This is a genomic window from Nonomuraea typhae (genome assembly GCF_009760925.1).
In the GTDB taxonomy this organism is placed as follows: Bacteria; Actinomycetota; Actinomycetes; order Streptosporangiales; family Streptosporangiaceae; genus Nonomuraea; species Nonomuraea typhae.
This window is the reverse complement of record NZ_VRLV01000007.1, coordinates 182,668-203,375: the sequence shown is the minus strand read 5'-3', so window position 1 is coordinate 203,375 and position 20,708 is coordinate 182,668. Positions and strand designations below refer to the sequence as shown.

22 protein-coding genes and 1 pseudogene are annotated in these 20,708 nt (G+C 71.3%); 13 read left to right on the top strand and 10 right to left on the bottom strand.

Translation table 11 applies throughout. The features are described from left to right. Positions 1 to 14: 14 nt before the first annotated feature. Together FVE25_RS26905 and FVE25_RS26900 are read right to left on the bottom strand one after the other, a co-directional pair. Complete coding sequence (locus FVE25_RS26905; protein WP_157249852.1) at positions 15 to 560, bottom strand: hypothetical protein; 546 nt, start codon at positions 558 to 560, stop codon at positions 15 to 17. Continuing rightward, positions 557 to 823 (bottom strand): hypothetical protein, encoded by a 267-nt coding sequence (locus FVE25_RS26900; RefSeq protein ID WP_157249851.1) that lies wholly within the window; start codon positions 821 to 823, stop codon positions 557 to 559. Before FVE25_RS26900 ends, FVE25_RS26905 begins: the two co-directional genes overlap by 4 nt. A gap of 291 nt (positions 824 to 1,114) precedes the next feature. Between FVE25_RS26900 and FVE25_RS26895 the strand changes: the two genes are divergently transcribed. The 5 genes from FVE25_RS26895 (at position 1,115) to FVE25_RS26875 (ending at position 3,757) form a co-directional block, all read left to right on the top strand. Continuing rightward, positions 1,115 to 1,975: a helix-turn-helix domain-containing protein gene (locus FVE25_RS26895; protein WP_157249850.1), complete on the top strand. Its 861-nt coding sequence runs from the start codon at positions 1,115 to 1,117 to the stop codon at positions 1,973 to 1,975. Between the two features lie 99 nt (positions 1,976 to 2,074). Continuing rightward, complete coding sequence (locus tag FVE25_RS26890; protein ID WP_157249849.1) at positions 2,075 to 2,290, top strand: DUF397 domain-containing protein; 216 nt, start codon at positions 2,075 to 2,077, stop codon at positions 2,288 to 2,290. A gap of 138 nt (positions 2,291 to 2,428) precedes the next feature. Then, positions 2,429 to 2,617, top strand: a complete 189-nt coding sequence (locus tag FVE25_RS26885; RefSeq protein WP_157249848.1) for a DUF397 domain-containing protein — start codon at positions 2,429 to 2,431, stop codon at positions 2,615 to 2,617. Between the two features lie 40 nt (positions 2,618 to 2,657). After that, entirely contained in the window at positions 2,658 to 3,080 is a 423-nt protein-coding gene (mscL, locus tag FVE25_RS26880) for a large conductance mechanosensitive channel protein MscL (protein WP_157249847.1), read from the top strand. A 248-nt stretch (positions 3,081 to 3,328) separates the two neighbouring features. Continuing rightward, positions 3,329 to 3,757: a hypothetical protein gene (locus FVE25_RS26875; protein WP_246267501.1), complete on the top strand. Its 429-nt coding sequence runs from the start codon at positions 3,329 to 3,331 to the stop codon at positions 3,755 to 3,757. Between the two features lie 111 nt (positions 3,758 to 3,868). Here FVE25_RS26875 and FVE25_RS26870 read toward each other — a convergent pair whose 3' ends face one another. Further along, positions 3,869 to 4,786: a threonine ammonia-lyase gene (locus FVE25_RS26870; protein WP_157249846.1), complete on the bottom strand. Its 918-nt coding sequence runs from the start codon at positions 4,784 to 4,786 to the stop codon at positions 3,869 to 3,871. A 20-nt stretch (positions 4,787 to 4,806) separates the two neighbouring features. Between FVE25_RS26870 and pip the strand changes: the two genes are divergently transcribed. Further along, positions 4,807 to 5,769: a prolyl aminopeptidase gene (gene pip / locus FVE25_RS26865; protein WP_157249845.1), complete on the top strand. Its 963-nt coding sequence runs from the start codon at positions 4,807 to 4,809 to the stop codon at positions 5,767 to 5,769. On the opposite strand, the gene FVE25_RS26860 is transcribed toward pip, so the two are convergent. Next, entirely contained in the window at positions 5,731 to 6,309 is a 579-nt protein-coding gene (locus tag FVE25_RS26860; RefSeq protein ID WP_219825657.1) for a phosphatase PAP2 family protein, read from the bottom strand. The two genes, pip and FVE25_RS26860, sit on opposite strands and share 39 nt — an antisense overlap. A 129-nt stretch (positions 6,310 to 6,438) precedes the next feature. Next, positions 6,439 to 6,747 carry a hypothetical protein gene (locus FVE25_RS26855; protein ID WP_157249844.1) on the bottom strand — a complete coding sequence of 103 codons (309 nt, stop codon included), beginning with the start codon at positions 6,745 to 6,747 and terminating at the stop codon, positions 6,439 to 6,441. A gap of 78 nt (positions 6,748 to 6,825) precedes the next feature. On the opposite strand from FVE25_RS26855, the gene FVE25_RS26850 reads away from it, so the two are divergent. Both FVE25_RS26850 and FVE25_RS26845 read left to right on the top strand, forming a co-directional pair. After that, the gene (locus tag FVE25_RS26850) at positions 6,826 to 7,620 is read left to right on the top strand and encodes a universal stress protein (protein WP_246267499.1); all 795 of its coding nucleotides are present in this window, start codon (positions 6,826 to 6,828) and stop codon (positions 7,618 to 7,620) included. Between the two features lie 9 nt (positions 7,621 to 7,629). Further along, positions 7,630 to 9,711: a sensor histidine kinase gene (locus FVE25_RS26845; RefSeq protein WP_219825656.1), complete on the top strand. Its 2,082-nt coding sequence runs from the start codon at positions 7,630 to 7,632 to the stop codon at positions 9,709 to 9,711. Here FVE25_RS26845 and FVE25_RS26840 read toward each other — a convergent pair. After that, positions 9,598 to 10,206: a response regulator transcription factor gene (locus FVE25_RS26840; protein ID WP_157249843.1), complete on the bottom strand. Its 609-nt coding sequence runs from the start codon at positions 10,204 to 10,206 to the stop codon at positions 9,598 to 9,600. The genes FVE25_RS26845 and FVE25_RS26840 overlap by 114 nt on opposite strands. Positions 10,207 to 10,303: 97 nt before the next feature. Between FVE25_RS26840 and FVE25_RS26835 the strand changes: the two genes are divergently transcribed. Then, positions 10,304 to 11,038: an ABC transporter ATP-binding protein gene (locus FVE25_RS26835; RefSeq protein WP_181019725.1), complete on the top strand. Its 735-nt coding sequence runs from the start codon at positions 10,304 to 10,306 to the stop codon at positions 11,036 to 11,038. Next, the gene (locus FVE25_RS26830) at positions 11,035 to 13,395 is read left to right on the top strand and encodes an FtsX-like permease family protein (RefSeq protein WP_157250184.1); all 2,361 of its coding nucleotides are present in this window, start codon (positions 11,035 to 11,037) and stop codon (positions 13,393 to 13,395) included. The genes FVE25_RS26835 and FVE25_RS26830 overlap by 4 nt, the downstream gene beginning before the upstream one ends. Here FVE25_RS26830 and FVE25_RS26825 read toward each other — a convergent pair. Next, on the bottom strand, positions 13,355 to 14,494 hold the full coding sequence (locus FVE25_RS26825) for a glycosyltransferase (RefSeq protein WP_157249842.1): 1,140 nt from the start codon (positions 14,492 to 14,494) through the stop codon (positions 13,355 to 13,357). The two genes, FVE25_RS26830 and FVE25_RS26825, sit on opposite strands and share 41 nt — an antisense overlap. 97 nt (positions 14,495 to 14,591) lie before the next feature. Here FVE25_RS26825 and FVE25_RS26820 point away from each other — a divergent pair, with 97 nt between their 5' ends. Next, on the top strand, positions 14,592 to 15,542 hold the full coding sequence (locus FVE25_RS26820) for a Gfo/Idh/MocA family protein (protein ID WP_281367898.1): 951 nt from the start codon (positions 14,592 to 14,594) through the stop codon (positions 15,540 to 15,542). Continuing rightward, positions 15,535 to 16,635, top strand: coding sequence for a zinc-binding dehydrogenase (locus FVE25_RS26815; protein ID WP_157249841.1), 1,101 nt, complete (start codon positions 15,535 to 15,537; stop codon positions 16,633 to 16,635). The genes FVE25_RS26820 and FVE25_RS26815 overlap by 8 nt, the downstream gene beginning before the upstream one ends. A gap of 9 nt (positions 16,636 to 16,644) precedes the next feature. Here the strand turns inward: FVE25_RS26815 and FVE25_RS57080 are convergent. The 3 genes and pseudogenes from FVE25_RS57080 to FVE25_RS26800 form a co-directional block, all read right to left on the bottom strand. Then, positions 16,645 to 17,793: pseudogene (locus FVE25_RS57080) on the bottom strand (MGH1-like glycoside hydrolase domain-containing protein); the annotation flags it as partial. 23 nt (positions 17,794 to 17,816) lie between these two features. Further along, complete coding sequence (locus FVE25_RS26805) at positions 17,817 to 18,602, bottom strand: sugar phosphate isomerase/epimerase family protein (RefSeq protein WP_157249840.1); 786 nt, start codon at positions 18,600 to 18,602, stop codon at positions 17,817 to 17,819. Next, positions 18,599 to 19,633: a zinc-dependent alcohol dehydrogenase gene (locus FVE25_RS26800; protein ID WP_157249839.1), complete on the bottom strand. Its 1,035-nt coding sequence runs from the start codon at positions 19,631 to 19,633 to the stop codon at positions 18,599 to 18,601. The genes FVE25_RS26805 and FVE25_RS26800 overlap by 4 nt, the downstream gene beginning before the upstream one ends. A 113-nt stretch (positions 19,634 to 19,746) precedes the next feature. On the opposite strand from FVE25_RS26800, the gene FVE25_RS26795 reads away from it, so the two are divergent. Further along, positions 19,747 to 20,634, top strand: coding sequence for a sugar phosphate isomerase/epimerase family protein (locus FVE25_RS26795; protein ID WP_157249838.1), 888 nt, complete (start codon positions 19,747 to 19,749; stop codon positions 20,632 to 20,634). Positions 20,635 to 20,708: the final 74 nt, after the last annotated feature.

Genomic DNA, 20,708 nt, shown 5'->3' with positions numbered 1-20,708 from the left:
TCAGAGCCGCGGGATCAGCGATCGGCGGCCGGCCGCGGCGCCGCGGTGCGGGCCGAGTGGGTCGCCGGCACGGCGCGGACAGGCGGCGTACACCGGATGACCTCCAGTAGCACCCGGTGCGGCCTGCGCTCGTCCGGCCGGACGCGAACCTCGCTGGCCCAGCAGGCCGAGGCGATCGCCTCGCTCCCGTCCTCGACCTGCCGCGGCGTGATCCCGCCCCGGCACCAGATCCAGGCGCGCTCCCCGAACGCCGCGGGCGCGCACCACATGATCACCGGGATCTTCCCGCGCCGGCTGGTCACGTACGCCTCCACGAACCCGACCCGGATCCGGTGCGCGGTGACCACGCACCGGATCCGCCCCCACGCCTCCGATCGCGCCGGCGGCCAGAGGGGAATCAGAGCGGCCAGGAGCGCGTACGCCCCGAGCGCGTCCACGGCCACGACCAGCGCCACCGGCAGTGCCAGCTCGTAGCGCCACCGCCACAGCACGACCAGCGGGCTGGGCCTGGCGACCGGCGTGGTGGCCCGGTTGAGCTCGTCGAGCAGCTTCCCGTTCATGACCGCACCCGCCCCGACCCCACGCAGGTACGGCAGGCGCCCCGCACGGTCACGCCCTCCCCGGCGCAGGCGGCGCATGGGGAGAGGGCGTCGAAGTCGCGGTTCCGGTAGACCCTGGTGAGCAGGTTGGGCCGGATCACCTGCCAGCCCTGGTCCTGTGCTCGGCGGTCCAGTTCGGCGAAGGCCCAGCGGTCGAGCAGTTCGAGCAGGTGGCGGAGGGGATTGACTATCGCGGGGCGGAGGTCGGTGTTGGTAGCATTCATGGTGGGTCGTCCTCTTGTTTTCGTGGCAGCGGATGATCGTTTCGCTGGGCCGGTGGGGCAACATCGGCCCAGCTCTCTCTGTGCGCGATTGCCTCCTTTCCGTCTATGTAGGGCTTTACCCTGATCTGGGATGCCCATGGCAATTGCCAGGGGAACGTGCCGGTGACGTTTTCCTAACTCACGTGACATCGGCGACTTCGCGGGGGGTAGCATCCCGACCGAAACTCCGTCGTGAGCGGGGAGTTCACGAGATCATCGGGAGACGGCACGGTGACCAGATAGGCGGACGCGATGGCCAGTCCCACACTCCGGCAACGGCAACTCGCCAGACGACTGCGCGAGTTGCGGCATGAGGCCGGTCTGAGCATCGCCGAGGTCGCCGAGCAGCTCTTGTGCTCGCAAGCGAAGATCAGCCGGATCGAGACCGCGCAGCGCCGGACGAGCCTGCGTGACGTCCGCGATCTGTGTTCGCTCTACGGCGTGGACGATCCGTCCGCGCTCATGGAGTTGGCTCGCGAAGCCCGCAACACGAGTTGGTGGCTGGAGTCGGAGAACTCGGATCTCCGCCCTCTGATCGGGCTGGAGACCGAGGCCATCAAGATGACTCAGTACGACACCACGACCGTTCCCGGCCTTCTCCAGACCGCGGAGTACGCGCGGGCGGTCATCCGCGGATACCTGCCGCTGATAGCCCCCAAAGTGCTCGACGAACGGGTAGAGGTGCGGATGCGCCGCCAGGAGGTGCTCTCCAAGGCCGACCCTCCGCTCTACTGGGTGCTGCTTGACGAGTCGGCGCTGCAGCGGCACATCGGCGGCGCACAGGTCATGGCAGACCAGCTTCGGCGGTTGCTGGAGGCAGCCGAGCTTTCCCACGTCATCCTCCAGATCATCCCCTACACCGTGGGCGCGCACATGGGGCTTGACGCCGCGTTCACGCTGCTGGAGTTCGACCTGGACGCGGGAGTATCGGACACGGTGTACATGGAAACGCTTCTCCACATTTACTACGAGGAGAAGCCGCAGCAGCTTGCGCGTTTTGCCGAGATCCTCAACCAACTTCGCGCCACGGCGCTCAGCCCCCAAGAATCGGCTAACCGGATATCCAGGTATCAAGTGCAGTTTGAGCGACAAGCCGCCCAAGAATCGCTGTGATACCCCCAGCGAAATTCCAAACGGCAAGTGCCAGAGGCACTACGATGCGCTCAGGCGGCTGCCCGACAAGCTCCGCCGTACCCACTAGGAGGAGCGCACATGGCAGGGACACAGGGACAGCAGACATGGCCAACCCCTTTTCTACCCGGCGTGTGGAAGGTGTCCTCCCGCTGCAACGGAGGAAACTGCGTGGCTGTGGCCACGGAGCACAACGGCCGCATCGCGGTCCGCGACACGAAGACCGGCGCCGGCCCCATCCTCAGCTTCAGCGCCGCTGAATGGGACGCTTTCATCACCTCGATCAAGGATATGTAGCCACACCTAGATTGATTCGGGCATGCGTCCACCGCATGCCCCTTTTCTTGCCCACCCCCTCAAAATGGATGATCTCTCAACAACAGGGTAAAACCAGGCACGAATATGCCACTGTTCCCCATCTTCGGGAGGTAAGGCATGAACCCCCCACCTGCCCCTGCCCGGGCAGCCTGGCGTTCTCGGTGCAACAACGGCAGCTGCGTGGAAGTCGCCAAGCACGATGGCCAGATCTGGGTACGCGGCAGCGGGGACGCCGATGGCGCCGTCCTCCGATTCAGCCGAGGATCATGGACCGCCTTCCTGGCCCGACTGTCCTCCGGCGGCTGAGCAGGTTTCGGAACCGTCGTCCCGGCAATGGGCCGACCCCATGGGCGGTTTCAAGAAATTCCTCCTGCGCGGCAACATCGTCGAACTGGCGGTGGCGGTCATCGTCGGCGCCACCTTCAGCGGACTCGTCCAGGCCCTGGTCACCGATCTGATCACCCCCTTGATCGGAGCGGTGACCGCGGGCCGGAAGCCGGACTTCGCCGACTACTCCTTCACCGTCAACGGCAGCGAGTTCAAGTACGGCGACTTCCTCAACCACCTGCTGACCTTCCTCATCATCGTCGCCGTGGTCTACTGGCTGATCGTCCTGCCGATGACCAGGCTCGTCTCGTTGTTCGAGAGGAAGCAGGCAGACACCACCAAGGAGTGCCCGGAGTGCCTGAGCGAGATCCCGATCGAGGCGCGGCGGTGCGCTCACTGCACGGCGGAGCTGGTCCCGGGCTCGGAGCGGCCGGCCACGTGACGCCACGCGGAGAAGCCACGACCAGCACGCGGTTCTTGCTCCCTATGCCGGGCAATGCCCAGACTGAGGCGATCGTCCGGGAAGATGGGTGAGTGAGTGTTGAGCTGATGGTCTGGCGGGAACCAGAGCCGATCACCCGAGATCGGGCGCGTAAGGTGTATTTGGCGATTAAAAAAGGGGAGCCAGCCGGTCCTGCCCCGGCTTATGCAGCGGAGCTTCCCGGTCAGCTCACCATTTATCCGGACCACGTGCTCATCACCATGGACCTCGACACCATGGACGAGATGTCGAGCCAGGTCTTCGCCGTCGCCCGCACCCACGACCTGGTCTGCTACGACCCCCAGCGCGACCTCGTGCACAACACCATCCCGCGCGGCGCCTACGAGGGCATGCAGCTCCACACCGGCGACGGCATGATCGTCACCGATCCCGACCTCGGCCTCGTCCACGACGTCCTGGCCACGCTCTCACCCCAGAACCCCTTCGCCGCGCTGGTCACCTTCGGACACCACTTCATGCAGGTCTCCCCCGAGGCGGGCGGCTACGAGCTGGAGTACAAGGAGAGCGGCGTCCTGCACCGCACCCTGGTGCCCGGCCTCGACGAGATCCAGCGCTCGTTCGACGAGTACGCCCGCGACGACCGCGCCTTCCTGACCCGCCTGGCCTGGAGTTCCTGATATCGCGGCCCTCGCTGGTTCGCAAAGCCGATCTGTCTGAACGAGGCGGTTCCGCACGGCCTTGGCCGGGTCCGGCGGATGGGCCGTTCGCAGGGCGGCGTTCGGCCCCGTCTACCCCAGCGCCGACCGGAGGACCTCGGGGTCGGCGTTGCCTCCCGACAGCACCGCCACGGTCCGGCCCGACGGCGTGCGGCCCGCCAGGTAGGCCGCCGTGGCCGTGGCGCCGCTGGGTTCGGCGATCAGGCGGGCCGCCTGTGCCAGGTGTCGCATCGCCGCCCGGATCTCGTCCTCCGAGACGGTCACGATGTCGTCCAGCCGGGCACGGAGGTGGGCGAAGGTCAGCTCGGAGAGGTTGGCGCGCAGGCCGTCGGCGATCGTGCGGAAGGACCTGGACGGCTCCCACGGGACTACGTGGCCGGCGCGCAGGCTTTCCCGTGCGTCCGCGGCCAGTTCCGGTTCGACGCCGATCACCCGGGCGGCGGGCGCCAGCGCCTTGACGGCTGAGGCGATTCCCGCGGCCAGACCCCCTCCGCTCACAGGTACCAGGACCACCTCGACGTCGGGCAGGTCCGCGACGATCTCCAGCCCGATCGTGCCCTGACCGGCGATCACGAAGGGGTGGTCGTACGGCGGGACCATGGTCATCCCCCGCTCGGCCGCCACCTTCTCGGCCCCCGAGATGCGGTGCTCCGGCGGCACGACGACCAGGTCGGCCCCGTGTCCGCGGATGGCGTCGGCCTTGACCCGCGGCGTGCCCTCGGGGACGACCACGACGCAGGGCACGCCCAGCCGCCTGGCCGCGTAGGCGAGGGCCTGGCCGTGGTTGCCCGAGGAGTGGGTGACCACGCCCCCCGGCCCGGCCAGCGCCACGGCCGCGTTGTAGGCGCCCCGGATCTTGAACGAGCCGACGCGCTGCAGGCTCTCCGGCTTGACCCAGATCTCCCCCATGGGCACCAAGGGGGTTCTGACGGTCACCGGGGCGATGCGCTCGGCTGCCGCTTGGATGTCGTCAAGGCTGACCAGCTCCACACGTGGAATTATGCCGAACCATGAGACAGCACTACCCGGCCATTGAGCCTTACGATTCGGGCCTTCTCGATGTCGGCGCCGGCAACCAGGTCTATTGGGAGGTGTGCGGCAATCCGGACGGCAAGCTGGCGGTCATGCTTCACGGCGGGCCGGGCGGCGGGTGCACGCAGAAGCACCGGCGCCAATGGGACCCGGACCTCTACCGCATCGTCCTGTTCGACCAGCGCAACTGCGGGCGCAGCCGGCCGCACGCGAGTGACCCGGAGACGTCGCTGGCCGAGAACACCACCTGGAACCTGGTGGCGGACATGGAGAGGTTGCGCGAGCACCTGGGCATCGAGCGGTGGCAGGTGTTCGGCGGGTCGTGGGGCAGCGCGCTGGCGCTGGCCTACGCGCAGACGCACCCTGAGCGGACGACGGAGCTGGTGCTGCGCGGCATCTTCACGCTCCGGCCGCAGGAGCTGCACTGGTTCTACCAGGAGGGCGCCTCGTACCTCTTCCCCGATCTCTGGGAGGAGTTCGTCGCCCCGATCCCTGAGGAGGAGCGCGGCGACCTGATGGCGGCCTTCCGGGAGCGGCTGGAGAGCGAGGACGCGGCCGTTCGGGTGCCGGCGGCTCAGGCGTGGGCGCGGTGGGAGGGCGGGACGGTCACGCTGCTGCCCGACCCGGAACTGGTCGCGGAGTTCGGGGAGGAGCGCATGGCGGTGGCCTTCGCCCGGATCGAGAACCACTACTTCACCCACGGCGGCTGGTTCGAGCCCGAGCAGCTCATCCGGGGTGTCGGAAAGATCCGGCACATCCCGGCGGTGATCGTGCAGGGCCGTTACGACGCCTGCACGCCCATGGCCACCGCCTGGGATCTCCACCGGGCCTGGCCGGAGGCGGCGTTCCACGTCGTGGACGACGCCGGGCACGCCGCGACCGAGCCGGGCATCGTGGATCGCCTAGTGACGGCCACCGACCGGTTCGCCGGAAAGCCGTAGGCGCGGCCGTACCAGCTTGACCAGGGGCGTGACCGCGCCGACGCACAGCATGGCGACCAGCGGCGCGAGCACGAGGCCGAGCGCGAATCCGGCGGCCACGTCGTGCGGATAATGGGCGCCGACGAATACGCGGGAGAACGCCATGATCGCCGCCAGCGGGAGCACGACCCAGGCGAGGGCGCGCCACGCCAGGATGAGCGCGCCCGCCGCGCCGGCGGCGACCACGGAGTGGTTGCTCGGGAAGGACCAGTCGCCGGGCGGCGGGCAGGCGGCGACGGTGATGATGCCCCGGCACGGCCGTTCCTCCCGGACCAGGAGCTTCACGATCTCGCTCACGACGTAGGCGGCCACGACCCCGACGGGGCCGACCAGGCCGATGGCCAGTTCGCGGGCGGAGGCCCGGCGGGAGCGCCACCAGCAGGCCACGAACAGGGCGGCGAAGACGAACAGGCCGGCGTCGGTGCCGATCTCGGCGAACGTGCGCAGCCAGCCGGGCGTGGTCAGGGCGAAGTCGGCGATATCGCGATAAAGGCGGTCCAACGCGTGTCCAATCGGTGAAGGAACAATGGACACGACCTTAATGATCTTTAAGGGGCTTATCGTCGGCTCAACGGCCGGAAGCCATCGGTCATTCGGCCGATGGTCCGGCCGTCGCGGACCTGACGATCGTCAGGTCGTCCCGGTGAGGATCCGGGCGAGGTCGAGCTGCCGCTGTCTCAGCTCGCCCTCGGTGATCAGCCCGGAGGCGAACGCCTCCTGGGCCGCGTCGTTCTCGGCCACGTAGTAGGCGGCCATGATCTCGCTGCGCAACGGGGTGAACCCGCGTTCCACGCACTCGACGAAGACGGAGACCTTGCCGTCGAGGGTTTCGCGGGAGATGGTGCAGTCGAGCTCGCGCGCCTTGAGCTGCCGGACGGCTTCCCGGAGCGTGACCTGCCCCAGCGCGCCGTTGAATTCCATGTCCAGTGTGATCTTCACTTCTCGAACGCCTCCAAACGTTGACAACCCCCTCCAGGTGCCGCGTATTCCCTGCTCAGAGTGGGTAGAGAGGGGTGCGTGATCGGTGCGCACGTGATCGTCGGGTACACCGGCGACGCCGGAGGACGGGACGCGCTCGCGCTGGGCTCGGCGATCACCCGGGTCACCGGGGGCGAGCTCACGGTGGCGGCCGTCTACCCGCCGGGCAGCCCCGGGCAGGCGGTCGAGGCGCAGGCGAACCTGGCCCACGCGGCCGGGGAACTGGGCGAGCAGCCGGCCGAGTACATCGCCTTCGAGAGCCGGGGCGCCGGGCGCGGCCTGGCGGTCGTGGCCAGCCGGATCAAGGCGGACCTGATCGTGGCCGGGTCGGCGGAAGGAGGGCAGCACGGCCGCATCGCGATCGGCAGCACCGCCGATCACCTGCTGCACCTGTCGCCGGAGGCGGTCATGCTGGCGCCGTCCGGCTACCTCCCGCCCGAGGAGCCGTCCCGGCTGACGCTGGCCTACGTGCACCGGCCGCAGTGTGACGAGGCGGTGGAGCGGGTGGCGCAGGCGGCGTTGCGGCTCGGGGTGCCGCTGCGGCTGATCACGCTGGACCTGCGCACGGAGGATCCCGGCCGGCTGCGTGACGACCTGGCCCTCGCCGTACGGCTGGCATGGGAGAGCACCGGCATCGAGGCCGAGGCGGAGGTCGCCGAGGGCTTCGACGTGGCGGCGGCGATGGCCAATGTCGAATGGCCGCCCGGTGACCTGCTGGTCTGTGCGAGCAGTGAGGACGCGCAGCCGCATCGGGTCTTCCTCGGCGAGGTGGCCATGAAGGCGCTGCGCGCCGCCTCGTGCCCGGTAACAGTGCTTCCGCGAGGTTTCTCCTAAGATGCCCGAGTGACGAAACGCGCCTGGGCTCCGGTCATCGCGGTCCTTGTGGGATTCGCGAGCATCTATCTGGCCGCCGGCTCCTGGCTGGCCCTGGTCGTGTGCGCCGCGCAGCTCGCGTTCGTCCGGTGGCGCACCTGGTGGTTGCTGGTCGCGGTCGTGCTGAGCGCGTACGCGGCGGTGCTGCTGCTCGGCACCTCGGTCGGCATCCTCGGCTTCGCGGGCGGCACGCTGCTGCTGACCAGGGCGCGCCCGCTCGCGGTGGGCGTCGTGGCCAGTGCCGCCGTGCTGGGCAACGTCGACGCCACGATCAGCGCCGTGCTGATCTCCCTGGTGATCTACGGTCTCACCACGCTCATCGGGCGGGTCGAGGAGATCACCGCGACCCGGCTGACGCTCGCGCTGTCGGCGGCGGCCGAGGAGCGGCTGCGCATCGCCGCCGAGCTGAACAGGGGCCTGGGCCGGGCGCTGGAGACGATCGCGGCCGGCGCCCGCGCCGGGCGGCCCGACGCCGAGACCGCGCGCGGCTCCCTGGCCGCGGCCAGGGAAGCGGCCTCCGGGTACCGCGCCATGTCGCTGACCCCCGAGATCACCACGGCCAGGGCGATGCTGACCTCGGCCGGGATCACCGCGGAGATCCGCGTCGGCCACGAGGAGCCGCTGGGCCCGGCGGGCGCGCTGCTGGCCGCGATCCTGCGCGAAGCGGTCACCGACGTGCTGCGGCAGTCCTCGGCGCGCACCTGCGTGATCGAGACCGGCTGGGAGCACGGCCAGGTACGCCTCAAGGTGACCACCGACGGCGCCCGCACCGCCGACGACGCCTTCCTCGACGACCTGCCGGCCCGCGTCGAGGAGGCCGGCGGCGTCCTGCGCACCCGGCTGACGGACGACGGCCGGCTGTGCGTCGAGGCGGTGCTGCCCGACGTGCGGCCGAAGGAGCAGGACCACCGCTCCTACACCCTGTCGATGGCGCTGCTGGCCGCCGTGCTGACCGGCTTCGTGGTCAAGGGCCTGCTGAAGACCCCGGCCGATCTGCTGGCGCCGGCCACCCTCCTGCTGGCCGTCGTCGTGTGGCTGCAAATGGCCTCGGTCAAGGGCCGCCACATGGGCCACCTGTCGGTGATGGCCGCGCTCACCTATCTCCCGCTGCCGCTGATCGGGCCGAGCTGGCTCGGCATCATGGGGTTCCTGGCCGGTCCGGTCCTGCTCGCCTTCCCCTGGCGCGAGGCGGTCCCCATCGCGGTGGCGGTCGCGGCGAGCACGGTGCTGGCGGGGTTCTTCATGGAGCTGCCGGTCCCGGTGCTGATCAATTACGCGCTGAGCACGCTGGTGACGGCCGTGGTCATGTACGGCCTGATCACGCTGGCCCAGTTGCTGAAGGAGTCGTGGGACTCGCGCGACGCGCTGGCCCGCATGGCGGTCGTCGAGGAGCGCCTGCGCGCCGCCCGCGACCTGCACGACCTGCTCGGGCACAGCCTGGCGGCCATCCTGATCAAGTGCGAGCTGGCCCGCCGCCTCGGCAACCCCGACAGCGAGCTGCGCGAGATAGCCGAGCTGGCCGAGCGGGCGCAGTCCGACCTGCGCGCGGTCTCCGGCGACCATCGCGACCTGCTGCTGGGGCCCGAGGCCGACGGCGCCCGCACGGTCCTGTCGGCCGCGGGCATCGAGGTCGTCATCGACCTGGCCCACCCGCCGCTGCCGCCGGAGGCGGAGACGGTCCTGAGCACCGTGCTCAGGGAGGCGGTCACCAACGTCCTGCGCCACAGCGCCGCGCGCACCTGCTCCATCACGACCGCCGCGGCCGGCGATCGGGTACGGCTGAGCGTCCGCAACGACGGCGTGACCGGCGGCGGGGGCAGGCGGGGCTCGGCGGGGATCGGCAACCTCACCACCCGCCTGGCCGCCCTGGACGGCACGCTGACCACGACCGCGGGCGGCGGCTGGTACGAACTGACGGCGATGGTGCCGGCGTGCCCGTCAGATCCAGCCGGACTCGGCGGCGATGCGGACGGCGTCGGTGCGGTTGCGGGCGTTGAGCTTGGCGACGATCCCCGTGAGGTAGTTGCGCACGGTTCCTGCCGTCAGGTGTAGCTGGGCGGCCACCTCGGTGGCCTCGGCGCCGCCCGCGACCAGGCGCAGCACGTCGGCCTCGCGCGGGGTGAGCGGGTTGTCGGCCAGGTCCCAGGCGGTCACGGCCAGCGAGGGGTCCAGGACGCGCCCGCCGCCGGCCACCTTGCGGATGGCCGCGACCAGGTCCTCGGGGGAGGCCGTCTTCAGCAGGAAGCCGTCCACCTGGGAGTTCAGGGCGCGGCGCAGGTGGCCGGGCTTGCCGTACCCGGTGAGCATGAGCGTGCGGCAGGCGGGGAGTCTGCCGCGGATCGCGGCGGCGGCGGCGAGCCCGTCGATCGTGCCCGGCATGTCGATGTCGAGCACGGCCACGTCGGGCCGGTGCACGAGCGCGGCGGCGACGGCGGCGTCGCCGGACTCGACCGCCTCGACGATCTCCAGGTCGGCCTCGAGCCCGAGCAACGTGACCAGGGCGCCCCTGATCACGTGCTGGTCCTCGGCCAGCAGTACGCGAATCACGGGCTATGTCTATCAGTGTCCGTATTATGACGATGTCATGGGGAGCTGGTGAGCCGGTCTCTGTCCCGGACGATCGCCCGCCAGCAGGCTGAGAGCCATGACAGACGTGGTGCGGTTGGACGCGGTGAGCAAGGTGTACGGGAAGGGCCAGGGCGCGGTGGCGGCCCTGCGCGAGGTGTCGGCGGGCATCCCGCGCGGCAGCTTCACCGCGGTGATGGGCCCCTCCGGCTCGGGCAAGAGCACGTTCCTCCACTGCGCGGCCGGCCTGGACACGCCGTCCTCCGGCTCGGTACGGCTGGGCGGCACGGAACTGTCCGGCATGAACGAGACGGCCCTGACCGAGCTGCGCCGCAGCCGCGTCGGCTTCGTCTTCCAGGCGTTCAACCTGATCTCCTCCCTGGACGTGCTGGAGAACATCACGCTGCCCCTGCGCCTGGCGGGCCGTAAGCCCGACCAGGCGTGGCTGACCGAGATCGTGCGCCGGGTCGGCCTGGAGGGCCGCACCGGGCACCTGCCCTCCCAGCTGTCCGGCGGCCAGCAGCAGCGCGTGGCCATCGCGCGGGCCCTGGTGGTGCGCCCCGAGGTGGTCTTCGGCGACGAGCCGACCGGCGCCCTGGACACGATGACCGCCCGCGACGTGCTGGTGCTGCTGCGCGAGGTGGTCTCCGGCCTGGGCCAGACCGTGGTGATGGTGACCCACGACCCGGTGGCGGCCTCCTACGCCGACACCGTCCTGTTCCTGGCCGACGGGCGGATCGCCGACGCGATGGCCGCGCCGACCGCGGACAAGGTGGCCGAGCGCATGACCAGGCTGGGAGCGTGGAAGCGATGATCGCGCTGGCGTTGACGACCCTTCGGCACCGCAAGGCCGGGTTCGCGGGGGCCTTCGTCGCCCTGCTCTGCGCGGCGGCGCTGGTGACGGCGTGCGGGATGTTGCTGGAGACGGGGCTGCGGGGCACGCTGGCGCCCGAGCGGTACGCGGGGGCGCCGGTCATCGTGGCCGGTGACCAGTTCGAGCGGCGGACGGAGACCGACGACGACGGCGAGTCCAAGGTCAAGGCCAAGGAACTGGCCGAGCTGCGCTGGATCCCGGAGAAGCTGGCCGGTGAGCTGGCCGCGCAGCCGGGCGTGGAGAAGGTCGTCACCGAGGTCACCTTCCCGGTCGGCGACGCGCTGGGGCACGGCTGGGAGTCGGCGGCGCTCACGCCGTTCACGCTGAAGAGCGGCCGCGCGCCGCAGAAGGCCGGTGAGGTCGTGGTGGACGCCCGCTTCCGCGGCGACACGCTGACCGCCGGTGGCCGGACCTACCGGGTGGTGGGCGTGACCGAGCAGGCGCTGCCCAGCCAGAACACCGTCTTCTTCAGCACGGCCGAGGCCCGCCGCCTGGCCGACCGGCCCGGCCAGGTGAGCGCGATCGGCGTCTTCCCGCAGGTCCCGGTCAAGGCCGCGGGCGCGGTGGTCTACACGGGCGCCGAGCGCGGCCCGGTGGAGTTCCGCGACGGCGACAACGCCCGGATCAGGCTGACCAGCATCGGCGGCGCCATGGGCGGCACCTCGCTGCTGGTGGCGATCCTGGTCGTGGTCGGCACGTTCGCGCTCTCCGTCCAGCAGCGCCAGCGGGAGCTCGCCCTGCTGCGCGCGATCGCGGCCACGCCGCGGCAGCTCCGCCGCATGATCGGCGGCGAGGCGCTGGTGGTGAGCGCGATCGCGGGGACGCTGGGCGCCGGCGCCGGGATGCTGCTCGGCGGCTGGCTGATCGGCCGCTTCGTCGCGCTCGGCGCGGTGCCGGGCAACCTGGAGCTCGTCCTCAGCCCGTTCCCGCCCGCGGCGGGGCTGCTGGCCACCCTGCTGGCAGCCTGGACGGCGGCCCGCGTCTCGGCCCGCCGTACCTCGCGGATCCGTCCGGTGGAGGCGCTGGGTGAGGCCGCTGCGGAGAAGGCCGGGCTGCCTGTCGTCCGGCTGGTGGCCGGGTTCGCGGCGCTGGCCGGGAGCGTGGTGCTGACCGTGCTGCTGAGCACGCTGACCAGCGAGTCCGCCTCCAGCCCCGTCACCATGCTCACCGCGCTGGCCTGGACCGTGGCCGTCGCGCTGCTGGCGCCGCTGATCGTGCGGGCGGTCGTGGCGCTGCCGGTGCGGCTGCCCGGGGCCGCGGGCTTCCTGGCGAGCCGCAACCTGCGGGCCGGCACCAAGCGGATGGCCTCGCTGGTGGCGCCGCTCAGCCTGATGATCGCGATGACGTGCACGATCCTGTTCGTGCAGACCACGCTGGGCGCCGCCGCTCAGGAGCAGGTCGGCGACGGGGTCAGGGCCGACTTCGTGCTCTCCCCCGGCGCCTCCGCCGAAGCCGTCCGCCGGGTTCCCGGCGTGCGGGCCGCCACCGAGGTGCTGCGCACCTCCATCCGGATCGACCTCGACCGGGTCGGCGCGCAGGCCGTCTCCGCGGAGGGCCTGGAGCGGACGCTGGACCTCGGCGTGGTCGCCGGTTCCATGACCGGGTTCGGCGCGACGTCGGTGGCGGTCAGCACCAAGGCGGCCGAGTGGTACGGCGTCGGCGTGGGCGACCGGCTGGCGCTGTCGCTGGGCGACGGCACCCCTGCCGAGCTGACCGTGGCCGCGGTCTACACCCGGGGCATGGGCTTCAGCGAGCTGACGCTGCCCTATCGGCTGGTGAGCAAGCACGTGGACGACCCGCGCGGCAGCCTTCTGGTGGCCGGCGGCAGCAGAGAGGCGCTGGAGAAGGCGGCGCCCGGCATCGCCGTGCTCGATCAGGCGCAGGCCGCCGAGTCCGGTCAGGTGAACGCGGCCGTCAACTACGTGGCCATGGGCCTGATCATCGGCTTCTGCGCGATCGCGGTGGTCAACACGCTGGCGATGGCCACCTCGGCCCGCACCCGTGAGCTGGCGCTGCTGCGCCTGGTCGGCACCACGCGCCGGCAGGTGCTGGGCATGCTCCGGCAGGAGACCGCGGTGGCCGTTGTGCTCGCGACCGTCCTCGGCACGCTCGGGGCGGCGGTGACGCTGATGGCCTTCAGCCTGGGCATGACCGGCTCGGTCCTGCCGTCGGTGCCGCCGCTGGGCTACGTGGGCGTGATCGCCGCGGTCGCCGCGCTGGCCCTGGCCGCCACCGTCATCCCGGCCCGCATGGCGCTCAGGGAGGCCCCGGCCGAGGCGATCGGCGGGCGCGAGTAGCGGCGTAGAGCTCCAGGTAGCGCTCGGCCATGACGGACGGGGTGAAGCGGGCGCGGGCCGCCGCGCGGCAGTCCTCCGGGTCGAGCTCACCGGCGCGGAGGAGGCAGGCGGCCAGCTCCTCCTCCGTGGCGGCCAGGAAGCCCGTGCGGCCGTGCTCGACCAGCTCGGGCAGGCAGCCCCGGCGCAGGCCGACCGGCGGGACGCCCAGGGCCAGGGCCTCGACCACGGCGGTGCCGCCGGGCTCGGCCCACTGCAGCGGGAAGAGTGCGGCCCTGGCGCTGCCGTACAGCTCGTCGCGGGCGGCTCCCCCGATCGCGCCGACCCAGCGGACCAGGTCGCCGTCCAGGTACGGCATGACCTGATCGCGGTGGTAGCGCACGTCGGGGTGGCCGTGCAGCGGATGGGCGGGGTCGTCCAGGACACGGGCCAGCTCGGCCGGGGTGCCCAGGCCGCTGACCGGTCCGGCCAGCACGAGGGGCAGGCCGAGCTTCTGGCATAAGCGGGCGGCGACGTGCTGGCCCTTGAGCGGGCAGACGCGGCCCATGACGACCACGTGCTCGCCGAGGGGGAAGCGCGGGCAGCGCTCGGCCAGGGGCGTGGCCAGGTGGGCGACGCCCACGGCGGCGGCGCGCAGGGCGGCGGGGGCGCGGGCGAGCTGGGCGTGCGAGACGCCGTTGACGGCGATCTCCTGTGGCCAGGAGCCGTAGAAGGCGGGGTGTTTGCACAGGTCCCAGTGGAGGGTGTGCAGTACCGGTGGCCCGCCGAGCGCCGCGAGGACCGCGGGCCCGACCACCTCGAGGTGGTCGTGGACGAGGTCGATGTCACGGCGGCGGCGCAGCTCGGCGGCCACCCGGGCCTGGTGGGCGTGCGCCAGGCCCATCACCTGGTTGTAGGGCTTCTGCAGGTCGGCGAACTGGCCTTCGGGGAAGACGGTGATCACCTCGTCGGCCGCCACGGTGCTGGCCCCCACCGTGGCCAGGACCACCCGGACGCCGCGGGCGCGCAGCGCGGGCACCAGCGTGGCCACCACGTTCTCGATGCCGCCGTAGCCGGGCGGCGGGACCGCCAGCCAGGGGCCGGCGTTGAGCAGGATGTTCATGACGCCTCCGTGAATCCGGCCCCGACGACATCTGCCCCATCGATAGGAATTTGAACATTTTTGTTTGTTCACCGCGAGATGTGGGATATGCAAACCTGTGTCGCCCACAACGCGTATAGGCATCATCGGAGCTGGAAATGTGGCAGCACGTCACGCGCAGGTCCTGTCCGCATTCCCCGGCGTGAGGATTGCCGGAATCGCCGACACCGATCTCCCCAAGGCCGAGGCCCTGGCCGCACGGTACGCCGCGCCCGCCTACCCGAGCCACACCGGCCTTCTGGAGGCCGGCGGGCTGGATGCGATCTACGTGTGCGTGCCGCCTTTCGCCCACGGCAACCCGGAACATGACGCTTTATCGTGCAATCTTCCACTATTCGTGGAAAAACCATTGTCACTGGATCAGGAAACGGCGGAGGAAATCGCCGCCGAGATATCCCGCCGCGGCCTGCCGTCGGCCGTGGGGCACCACTGGCGCTACCTCGACAATCTGCCGCGCGCCCGCGACCTTCTCGACGGCCGCCCGGTACGGCTGGCCCTCGGCCACTGGCTCGACAAGGTGCCGCCCGTGGACTGGTGGTTACGGCCCGGCGGCTCCGGCGGCCAGGTCGTCGAGCAGCTCGTCCACGTGCTGGACCTGGCCAGGGTCCTGGTCGGCGAGGTCACGATGGTGCACGCCGTACCCGCTGGGCCCGCCGAGGAAGGGGTCGTCGACCGGGCCACCGCGGCCGTGGTGCGCTTCGCCGGAGGCGCCGTGGGCACGCTGGCCACCACGAGCCTGTGCGGGGGCAAGTACCGGGCCGGGCTGGAGGTGCACGCCGACGGCATCACGCTCGACCTCGGCGAGGAACTCCTGGTCGTGGACGGACGCACGATCCACGAGGAGAGCGGGGCGGCCAAGGTCCGGGTGGACAGGGAGTTCGTCAACGCCGTACAGGGCAGGGCGGCCGACGTGCGCGTGCCGTACCCCGAGGCGCTGCGGACCCACCGGCTGGCCGGGGCGGTGGCGCGGTCGGCGGCCGAGGGCGTGCCGGTGGTGCTGGATGACTGAGCTGCTCAGCATCGACGGCCCCGGCCGGGTGAGCATGGTCCACCAGGACGCGCCGGTCGCGCCGGAGGGCGGCTTCCTGGTCGAGACCGTCTTCAGCGGCGTCTCCGCCGGGACCGAGCTCACCTACGTCAAGGGGACCAACCCGTACCTGCGCGCCTCCTGGGATCCGGTGCTCGGGGTGTTCGGCACGGGGCGGCCGGGGGTGGCCTATCCGGTGCGGGGCATCGGGTACATGCAGGTGGGCATGGTGGTGCACAGCCGTACCGGCGCGGTGGCGGAGGGGCGGCTGGTCGCCATGGCCTACGGGCACCGCACCGCCTACGCGGCCGACCCGCTGCGCGACCGTTTCGTCGAGCTGCCGCCCGACCTCGACCCGCTGCTCGGGATCTACGTGGCGCACATGGGACCGATCTGCGCCAACGGCCTGCTGCACGCGGCGCACGACCTGCACGGCGCCGGCGTGCAGCAGTTGCGCGACGGCGTGCGCGGGCGGCGGGTCGTGGTGGTCGGGGCGGGCGTGGTGGGGCTGCTGACGGCGGCCTTCGCCGCGGGCGCCGGGCACGGGACCGAGGTCACGGTGGTGGACGAGACCCCGGCCCGGCTGTGCGTGGCCGCCGAGCTGGGCGTGGAGACCGTCCTCGCCGAGGACGCGCTCGGGCTCAAGCACCGCTGGCGGCACGGGCCCGGCGAGCACGGCGCCGACGTGGTCTTCCAATGCCGCGGCCAGGCCAGGGCGCTGGCGCTCGCGCTCAGGCTCCTGCGCCCGCAGGGCACCGTGATCGACCTGGCCTTCTACACGGAAGGCGCCGGCGAGGTACGGCTCGGCGAGGAGTTCCACCACAACGGCCTGAGCCTGCGCTGCGCCCAGATCGGCCGGGTGCCGCGGGGCCTGGCCCACGCCTGGAACCGCGACCGGCTCTCCCGCGAGACGGTCGAGCTCCTGCACGGCATCGGCCCGTGGCTACGCCGGCACGTGATCACCGACCTCGTCCGCTTCGGCAAGGCCCCCCAGCTCCTTCGCGACCTCGCCGCCCGCCGGCGGCACGCCGTCCAGGCCGTGCTCTGCCGCGACGTCCAGGATGAGCGCGGCTGACCAGGAGAAGTCGTGGCTGCCGTGCCCGGCCAGCGTGAACGGGTCGAAGTACTCGCGGAAGCCGGACCGGCCGACCGCGCCGATCATGCCCTCGGCCAGCCGCTCCGCCAGGTCGGCGCGGCGGTGGCGCAGCCCCTGCCAGACCATCCAGGTCAGGTTGAGCCAGCTCGGCCCGCGCCAGTAGCGGACCGGGTCGAACTCCGCCGCCCCGGGCGCGTAGCTCGGGAGCTGCCCGTCGCCGATGCCGAAGCGGTCGAGGGCGGTGCCGATGAGCGCGTTGGCGATCTCCCGCGGCAGGTCGTCGAGCATGAGCGGGACCAGCCCGGCGGCGCTCTGGGAGCGGATCGCGCAGCCGGTGGTGGCGTCGCGGGCCTGGAAGAGGCCGTCGTCGTAGAGGTGGGCGATCATCGCGGTGGTGATCGCGGCGGCCTCGCGGCGGTGCGGCTCCGGGTCACGGCCGATCGCGTCGGCGATGCGGGCCAGCGACGCCTCGGCCACCCCGTAGGCGGCGTTGAACAGCGGGTCCTCGACGGCGAAGGCGCCGGCCCTGCGGTAGCCGGTGTCGCGGTAGGCGCGGGCCAGCGCGGTGTAGCGCTCGTAGTCGCGGTCGGTGGGCCGCTCGTCGGCGCTGACGTGCGTCAGGTCGCGCCGCCGCGCGCCCATGGGCCCGGCCTGGACGGCGGCCAGCGTCCCGTCCCACGCCGGGCTGTTGTCCATGCCGGACTCCCACGGGTGCACGATCGAGATCAGCCCGTCTGCCGAGCGCCGCGCCTCGCGCAGGAACCGCTGCTGGGCCACCAGCCTGGGGTAGATCCTGCGCAGGAAGGCCGGGTTCGGCTCCGCCTGATGGACCCGCCAGGCGGCCAGCGCGTGGACCGGCGGCTGCACGATGCCCGAGGTGGCCGCCCCGGAGGGCGCGCGGGCCTCCCAGAACTCCGGGCCGGGGAAGTAGGCGCCCTCGGGCACCCGCGGGTTGAAGACGATGTGCGGCACCCGCCCGTCGCGCCACTGGGCGCCGAACAACGACAGCAGCTCCGACCTGGCCCGGCGCGGCGACCAGTGGGCGTTGCCGATCGCGACGAAGGCCGAGTCCCAGCTCCACTGGTGGGGATACAGCCGCCGCGAGGGAACCGTGTAGGCGCCGTCCCAGTTGGCCACCAGGACGCGCACGGCCTCGCGGATCACAGGAACTTCCTGACGAACGCGGCCGTCTGCGGCAGCACGATCTCCGGCTCACCCCTCAGCCGGCACTCCAGCGCCAGGTATCCGTCGTAGCCGGCGGCGTCGAGCGCGGCCAGCTGCGCCCCCCAGTCGAGGTGCCCGGTGCCGGGCTGGTTCCGGTTCGACTCGCTGATCTGCATATGGGCGAGGTACGGCGCGGCCTCCACCAGCGAGCGGCAGGGGTCGTCCTCCTCGATGTTCATGTGGTAGGTGTCGCCGACGACCTTGATCGAGTCCATGGAGCAGTAGGAAACCGCCTCGGCCAGGGTGTTGACCATGTGGTTCTCGTAGCGGTTGAGCGGCTCCAGCATGATGAGCACGCCGTTGCGCTGCGCGTGCTCGCCGAGGACGCCCAGCGCCTCGGCCAGCACCTCGCGGTCCTCCGACGGGCTGCGCGGCGGCTCGAACGGCGGCAGCCGCCGGGAGAACTGCCCCCAGGAGGCGGGCGTCGTGACGCCGACGCCGCCCAGCTCGGCGATGACGGTGAGCTGGGAGCGCACCTGCTGGATGGCGTCGGTGCGCCTGGCCGGGTCGAAGTCGCCGATGAAGTGCGGCATCTCCACGCAGACGGTCGGCATGACCACGCCGTCGGCCAGCGCCCGCTTGAGCTCGGTCAGCCGCCCGGCGAAGTGGAAGTCGCCCTTGCCGCGCAGCTCGATGGCCTCGAACCCGGCATCGACCGCGAAGGCGAACTTCTCCTGCAGGCTGCGTCCGGGCAGAAGCTGTTCCTGTACGGCAAGCTTCACTCTGGCTCCTTGAATGTGAAGACGAGTTGCAGCACCTCGGCCGGGTGGCGGTCGATCAGGTCGTAGGCGCCGGCCGCGTCGGCGATGTCCACGACGTGGCTGGTCAGCGGTGCGGTGTCCACGTCACCGCCGTGCACGAGCCCCATGAACGTGCGCTGCAGCCGCTCGACGTCCCAGCGGTGGGCCAGCCAGGTGGCCACGCCGCCGATCTGGGAGGAGACGAGCTGCACCTGGTTGTGGTGAAACTCCTCGCCGAGCCGCAGGCCGAGTCCTTCGCCCTGGTAGAAGCCGGCGGCCACGACCCGGCCGCCTCTGACGACGGTCCTGATGGCCTCGTGGAGGCCGGCGTGGTTGCCGCTGAGCTCGATGACCGCGTCGGCGCCGGCGCACTTCTTGCGCAGGAACTCGGCGGCCGAGCCCTCCCGCACGTCGAACGTCTCGGCCGCGCCGTACCGGCGGGCGAGTTCGAGGCGGTCGGGGATGGCGTCGGCGGCCAGCACGCGGGCGCCGCTGAGCACGGCGAGGCGGGTGGCGAGCAGGCCGATGACACCCTGGCCGAAGATCGCCACTTCGTCGCCGAGGTGCAGGTCGGCGGCGTGCACGGCGTTGAGGGCGATGGCGCCGACGCGGGCGAAGACGCCGGTCAGCGGGTCGGCGCCGGGCGGCAGTTCGTGCCCGGCGAGCTTGGCGGCGGGCAGCACGGCTTCCCGCCGGTGGCCCCAGATGCCCCAGACGAGGCTGCCGAGCGCGGGCGCGGCCACGTCGGGGGCGGCCTCGACGACCTCGCCGACCTCCTGGTAGCCCCAGCCGGCGAGCGGATAGGCGTGGGTCTGCCCGTCGACGAACAGCCGTCGTTCGTTGTCCCACTTCTTGGTCAGATAGGGATTGGTGCCGCGATAGGCGGTCAGCTCGGTGCCCGCGGAGACGCCCGAATAGATCGTGCGCACCCGCACGCACCCCGGCTCCAGCGCGGCGGCCTGCTCTCGCTCGACCCGGACGACGCCCGGACCTTGAATGGTGATGACGTGCATTCCCCACACTTACTTTTTTTGATCAAACAAAAGTCTGCGAGTTAGAGCTTGATTGCACGCGGAACTTGCGCCATAAACACTCACAAGTCTACGTCTTCTGTCGGAGGTAGCCGATGAAATTGGGTTTGCTGACCGCGTGTCTTCCGGAAAGCCACCTTTCCGACATTGCACACTGGGCCGCCGACCAGGGCTTCCAGGCTCTCGAAGTGGCCGCCTGGCCGTCACCAGACGCCCGGAATCACATCAGAGCCGACCGTTTCAACACCGCGGAGAGCGAACGGGTCAGGAAAATCTTCGCGGAGACCGGACTCACCCTTTCCTCGATCGCCTATTACGCGAACAACCTGCACCCATCCGAAGGGCCGCAGGTGAACGCCCACGTACGGCGGTGCGTCGAGGCCGCCGCCGAACTCGGCGGCCCGAGCGTCGGCACCTTCATCGGCCGCGACCCCGGGCTGAGCGTGCGCGACAACCTCAAGAAGGCCGAGGACGTCTTCGGCCCGCTGGTCGAGCACGCCCGGCGGCACGGGGTCGAGCTCGTCATCGAGAACTGCCTCATGAAGAGCTGGCATCCCGACGGCTATCCGGGCAACCTGGCCTACTCGCCGGAGCTCTGGGAGTGGATGTTCGGCCTCGGGCTCAAGCTGAACTACGACCCGTCCCATCTGGTGGCGCTGGGGATCGATCCGGTGGCGGCGGCGCGGCCGTACATCTCGCACATCGCGCACGTGCAGGCCAAGGACGTCGAGATCCTGCCGGGACAGATCAACCGATTCAGCTTTTATGGCCCAATCTCCGGAGAGAAGGGGTGGTACCGCTATCGGGTCCCCGGACGTGGGCAAATCGCCTGGACCGCCATCATTGACGCGCTACAGGAAGGCGGGTACGACGGGGTGGTATCAGTGGAGCACGAGGACCCGGTCTGGAGTGGGAGCGCCGAGAAGGTGCGGACCGGCCTCGTAATCGCCCACGACACGTTGCGGCCGCTGATCCCGGGGTAAAGGCGGTCCATCGTCGAACCGGCGCCTGGTGGTCGGGTTGCTCGGAGCACCGGGCTGCAGACCGAGGAGCGTGC

Excerpts from the sequence above, each read along its gene's own strand:
- FVE25_RS26890 (WP_157249849.1), top strand. The coding sequence starts at position 2,075 with ATGGCAGGGACACAGGGACAGCAGACATGGCCAACCCCTTTTCTACCC.
- FVE25_RS26795 (WP_157249838.1), top strand. The coding sequence starts at position 19,747 with ATGAAATTGGGTTTGCTGACCGCGTGTCTTCCGGAAAGCCACCTTTCC.
- FVE25_RS26905 (WP_157249852.1), bottom strand. The coding sequence starts at position 560 with ATGAACGGGAAGCTGCTCGACGAGCTCAACCGGGCCACCACGCCGGTC.
- FVE25_RS26885 (WP_157249848.1), top strand. The coding sequence starts at position 2,429 with ATGAACCCCCCACCTGCCCCTGCCCGGGCAGCCTGGCGTTCTCGGTGC.
- FVE25_RS26835 (WP_181019725.1), top strand. The coding sequence starts at position 10,304 with ATGACAGACGTGGTGCGGTTGGACGCGGTGAGCAAGGTGTACGGGAAG.
- pip (WP_157249845.1), top strand. The coding sequence starts at position 4,807 with ATGAGACAGCACTACCCGGCCATTGAGCCTTACGATTCGGGCCTTCTC.
- FVE25_RS26800 (WP_157249839.1), bottom strand. The coding sequence starts at position 19,633 with ATGCACGTCATCACCATTCAAGGTCCGGGCGTCGTCCGGGTCGAGCGA.
- FVE25_RS26830 (WP_157250184.1), top strand. The coding sequence starts at position 11,035 with ATGATCGCGCTGGCGTTGACGACCCTTCGGCACCGCAAGGCCGGGTTC.
- mscL (WP_157249847.1), top strand. The coding sequence starts at position 2,658 with ATGGGCGGTTTCAAGAAATTCCTCCTGCGCGGCAACATCGTCGAACTG.
- FVE25_RS26825 (WP_157249842.1), bottom strand. The coding sequence starts at position 14,494 with ATGAACATCCTGCTCAACGCCGGCCCCTGGCTGGCGGTCCCGCCGCCC.
- FVE25_RS26815 (WP_157249841.1), top strand. The coding sequence starts at position 15,535 with ATGACTGAGCTGCTCAGCATCGACGGCCCCGGCCGGGTGAGCATGGTC.
- FVE25_RS26895 (WP_157249850.1), top strand. The coding sequence starts at position 1,115 with ATGGCCAGTCCCACACTCCGGCAACGGCAACTCGCCAGACGACTGCGC.
- FVE25_RS26900 (WP_157249851.1), bottom strand. The coding sequence starts at position 823 with ATGAATGCTACCAACACCGACCTCCGCCCCGCGATAGTCAATCCCCTC.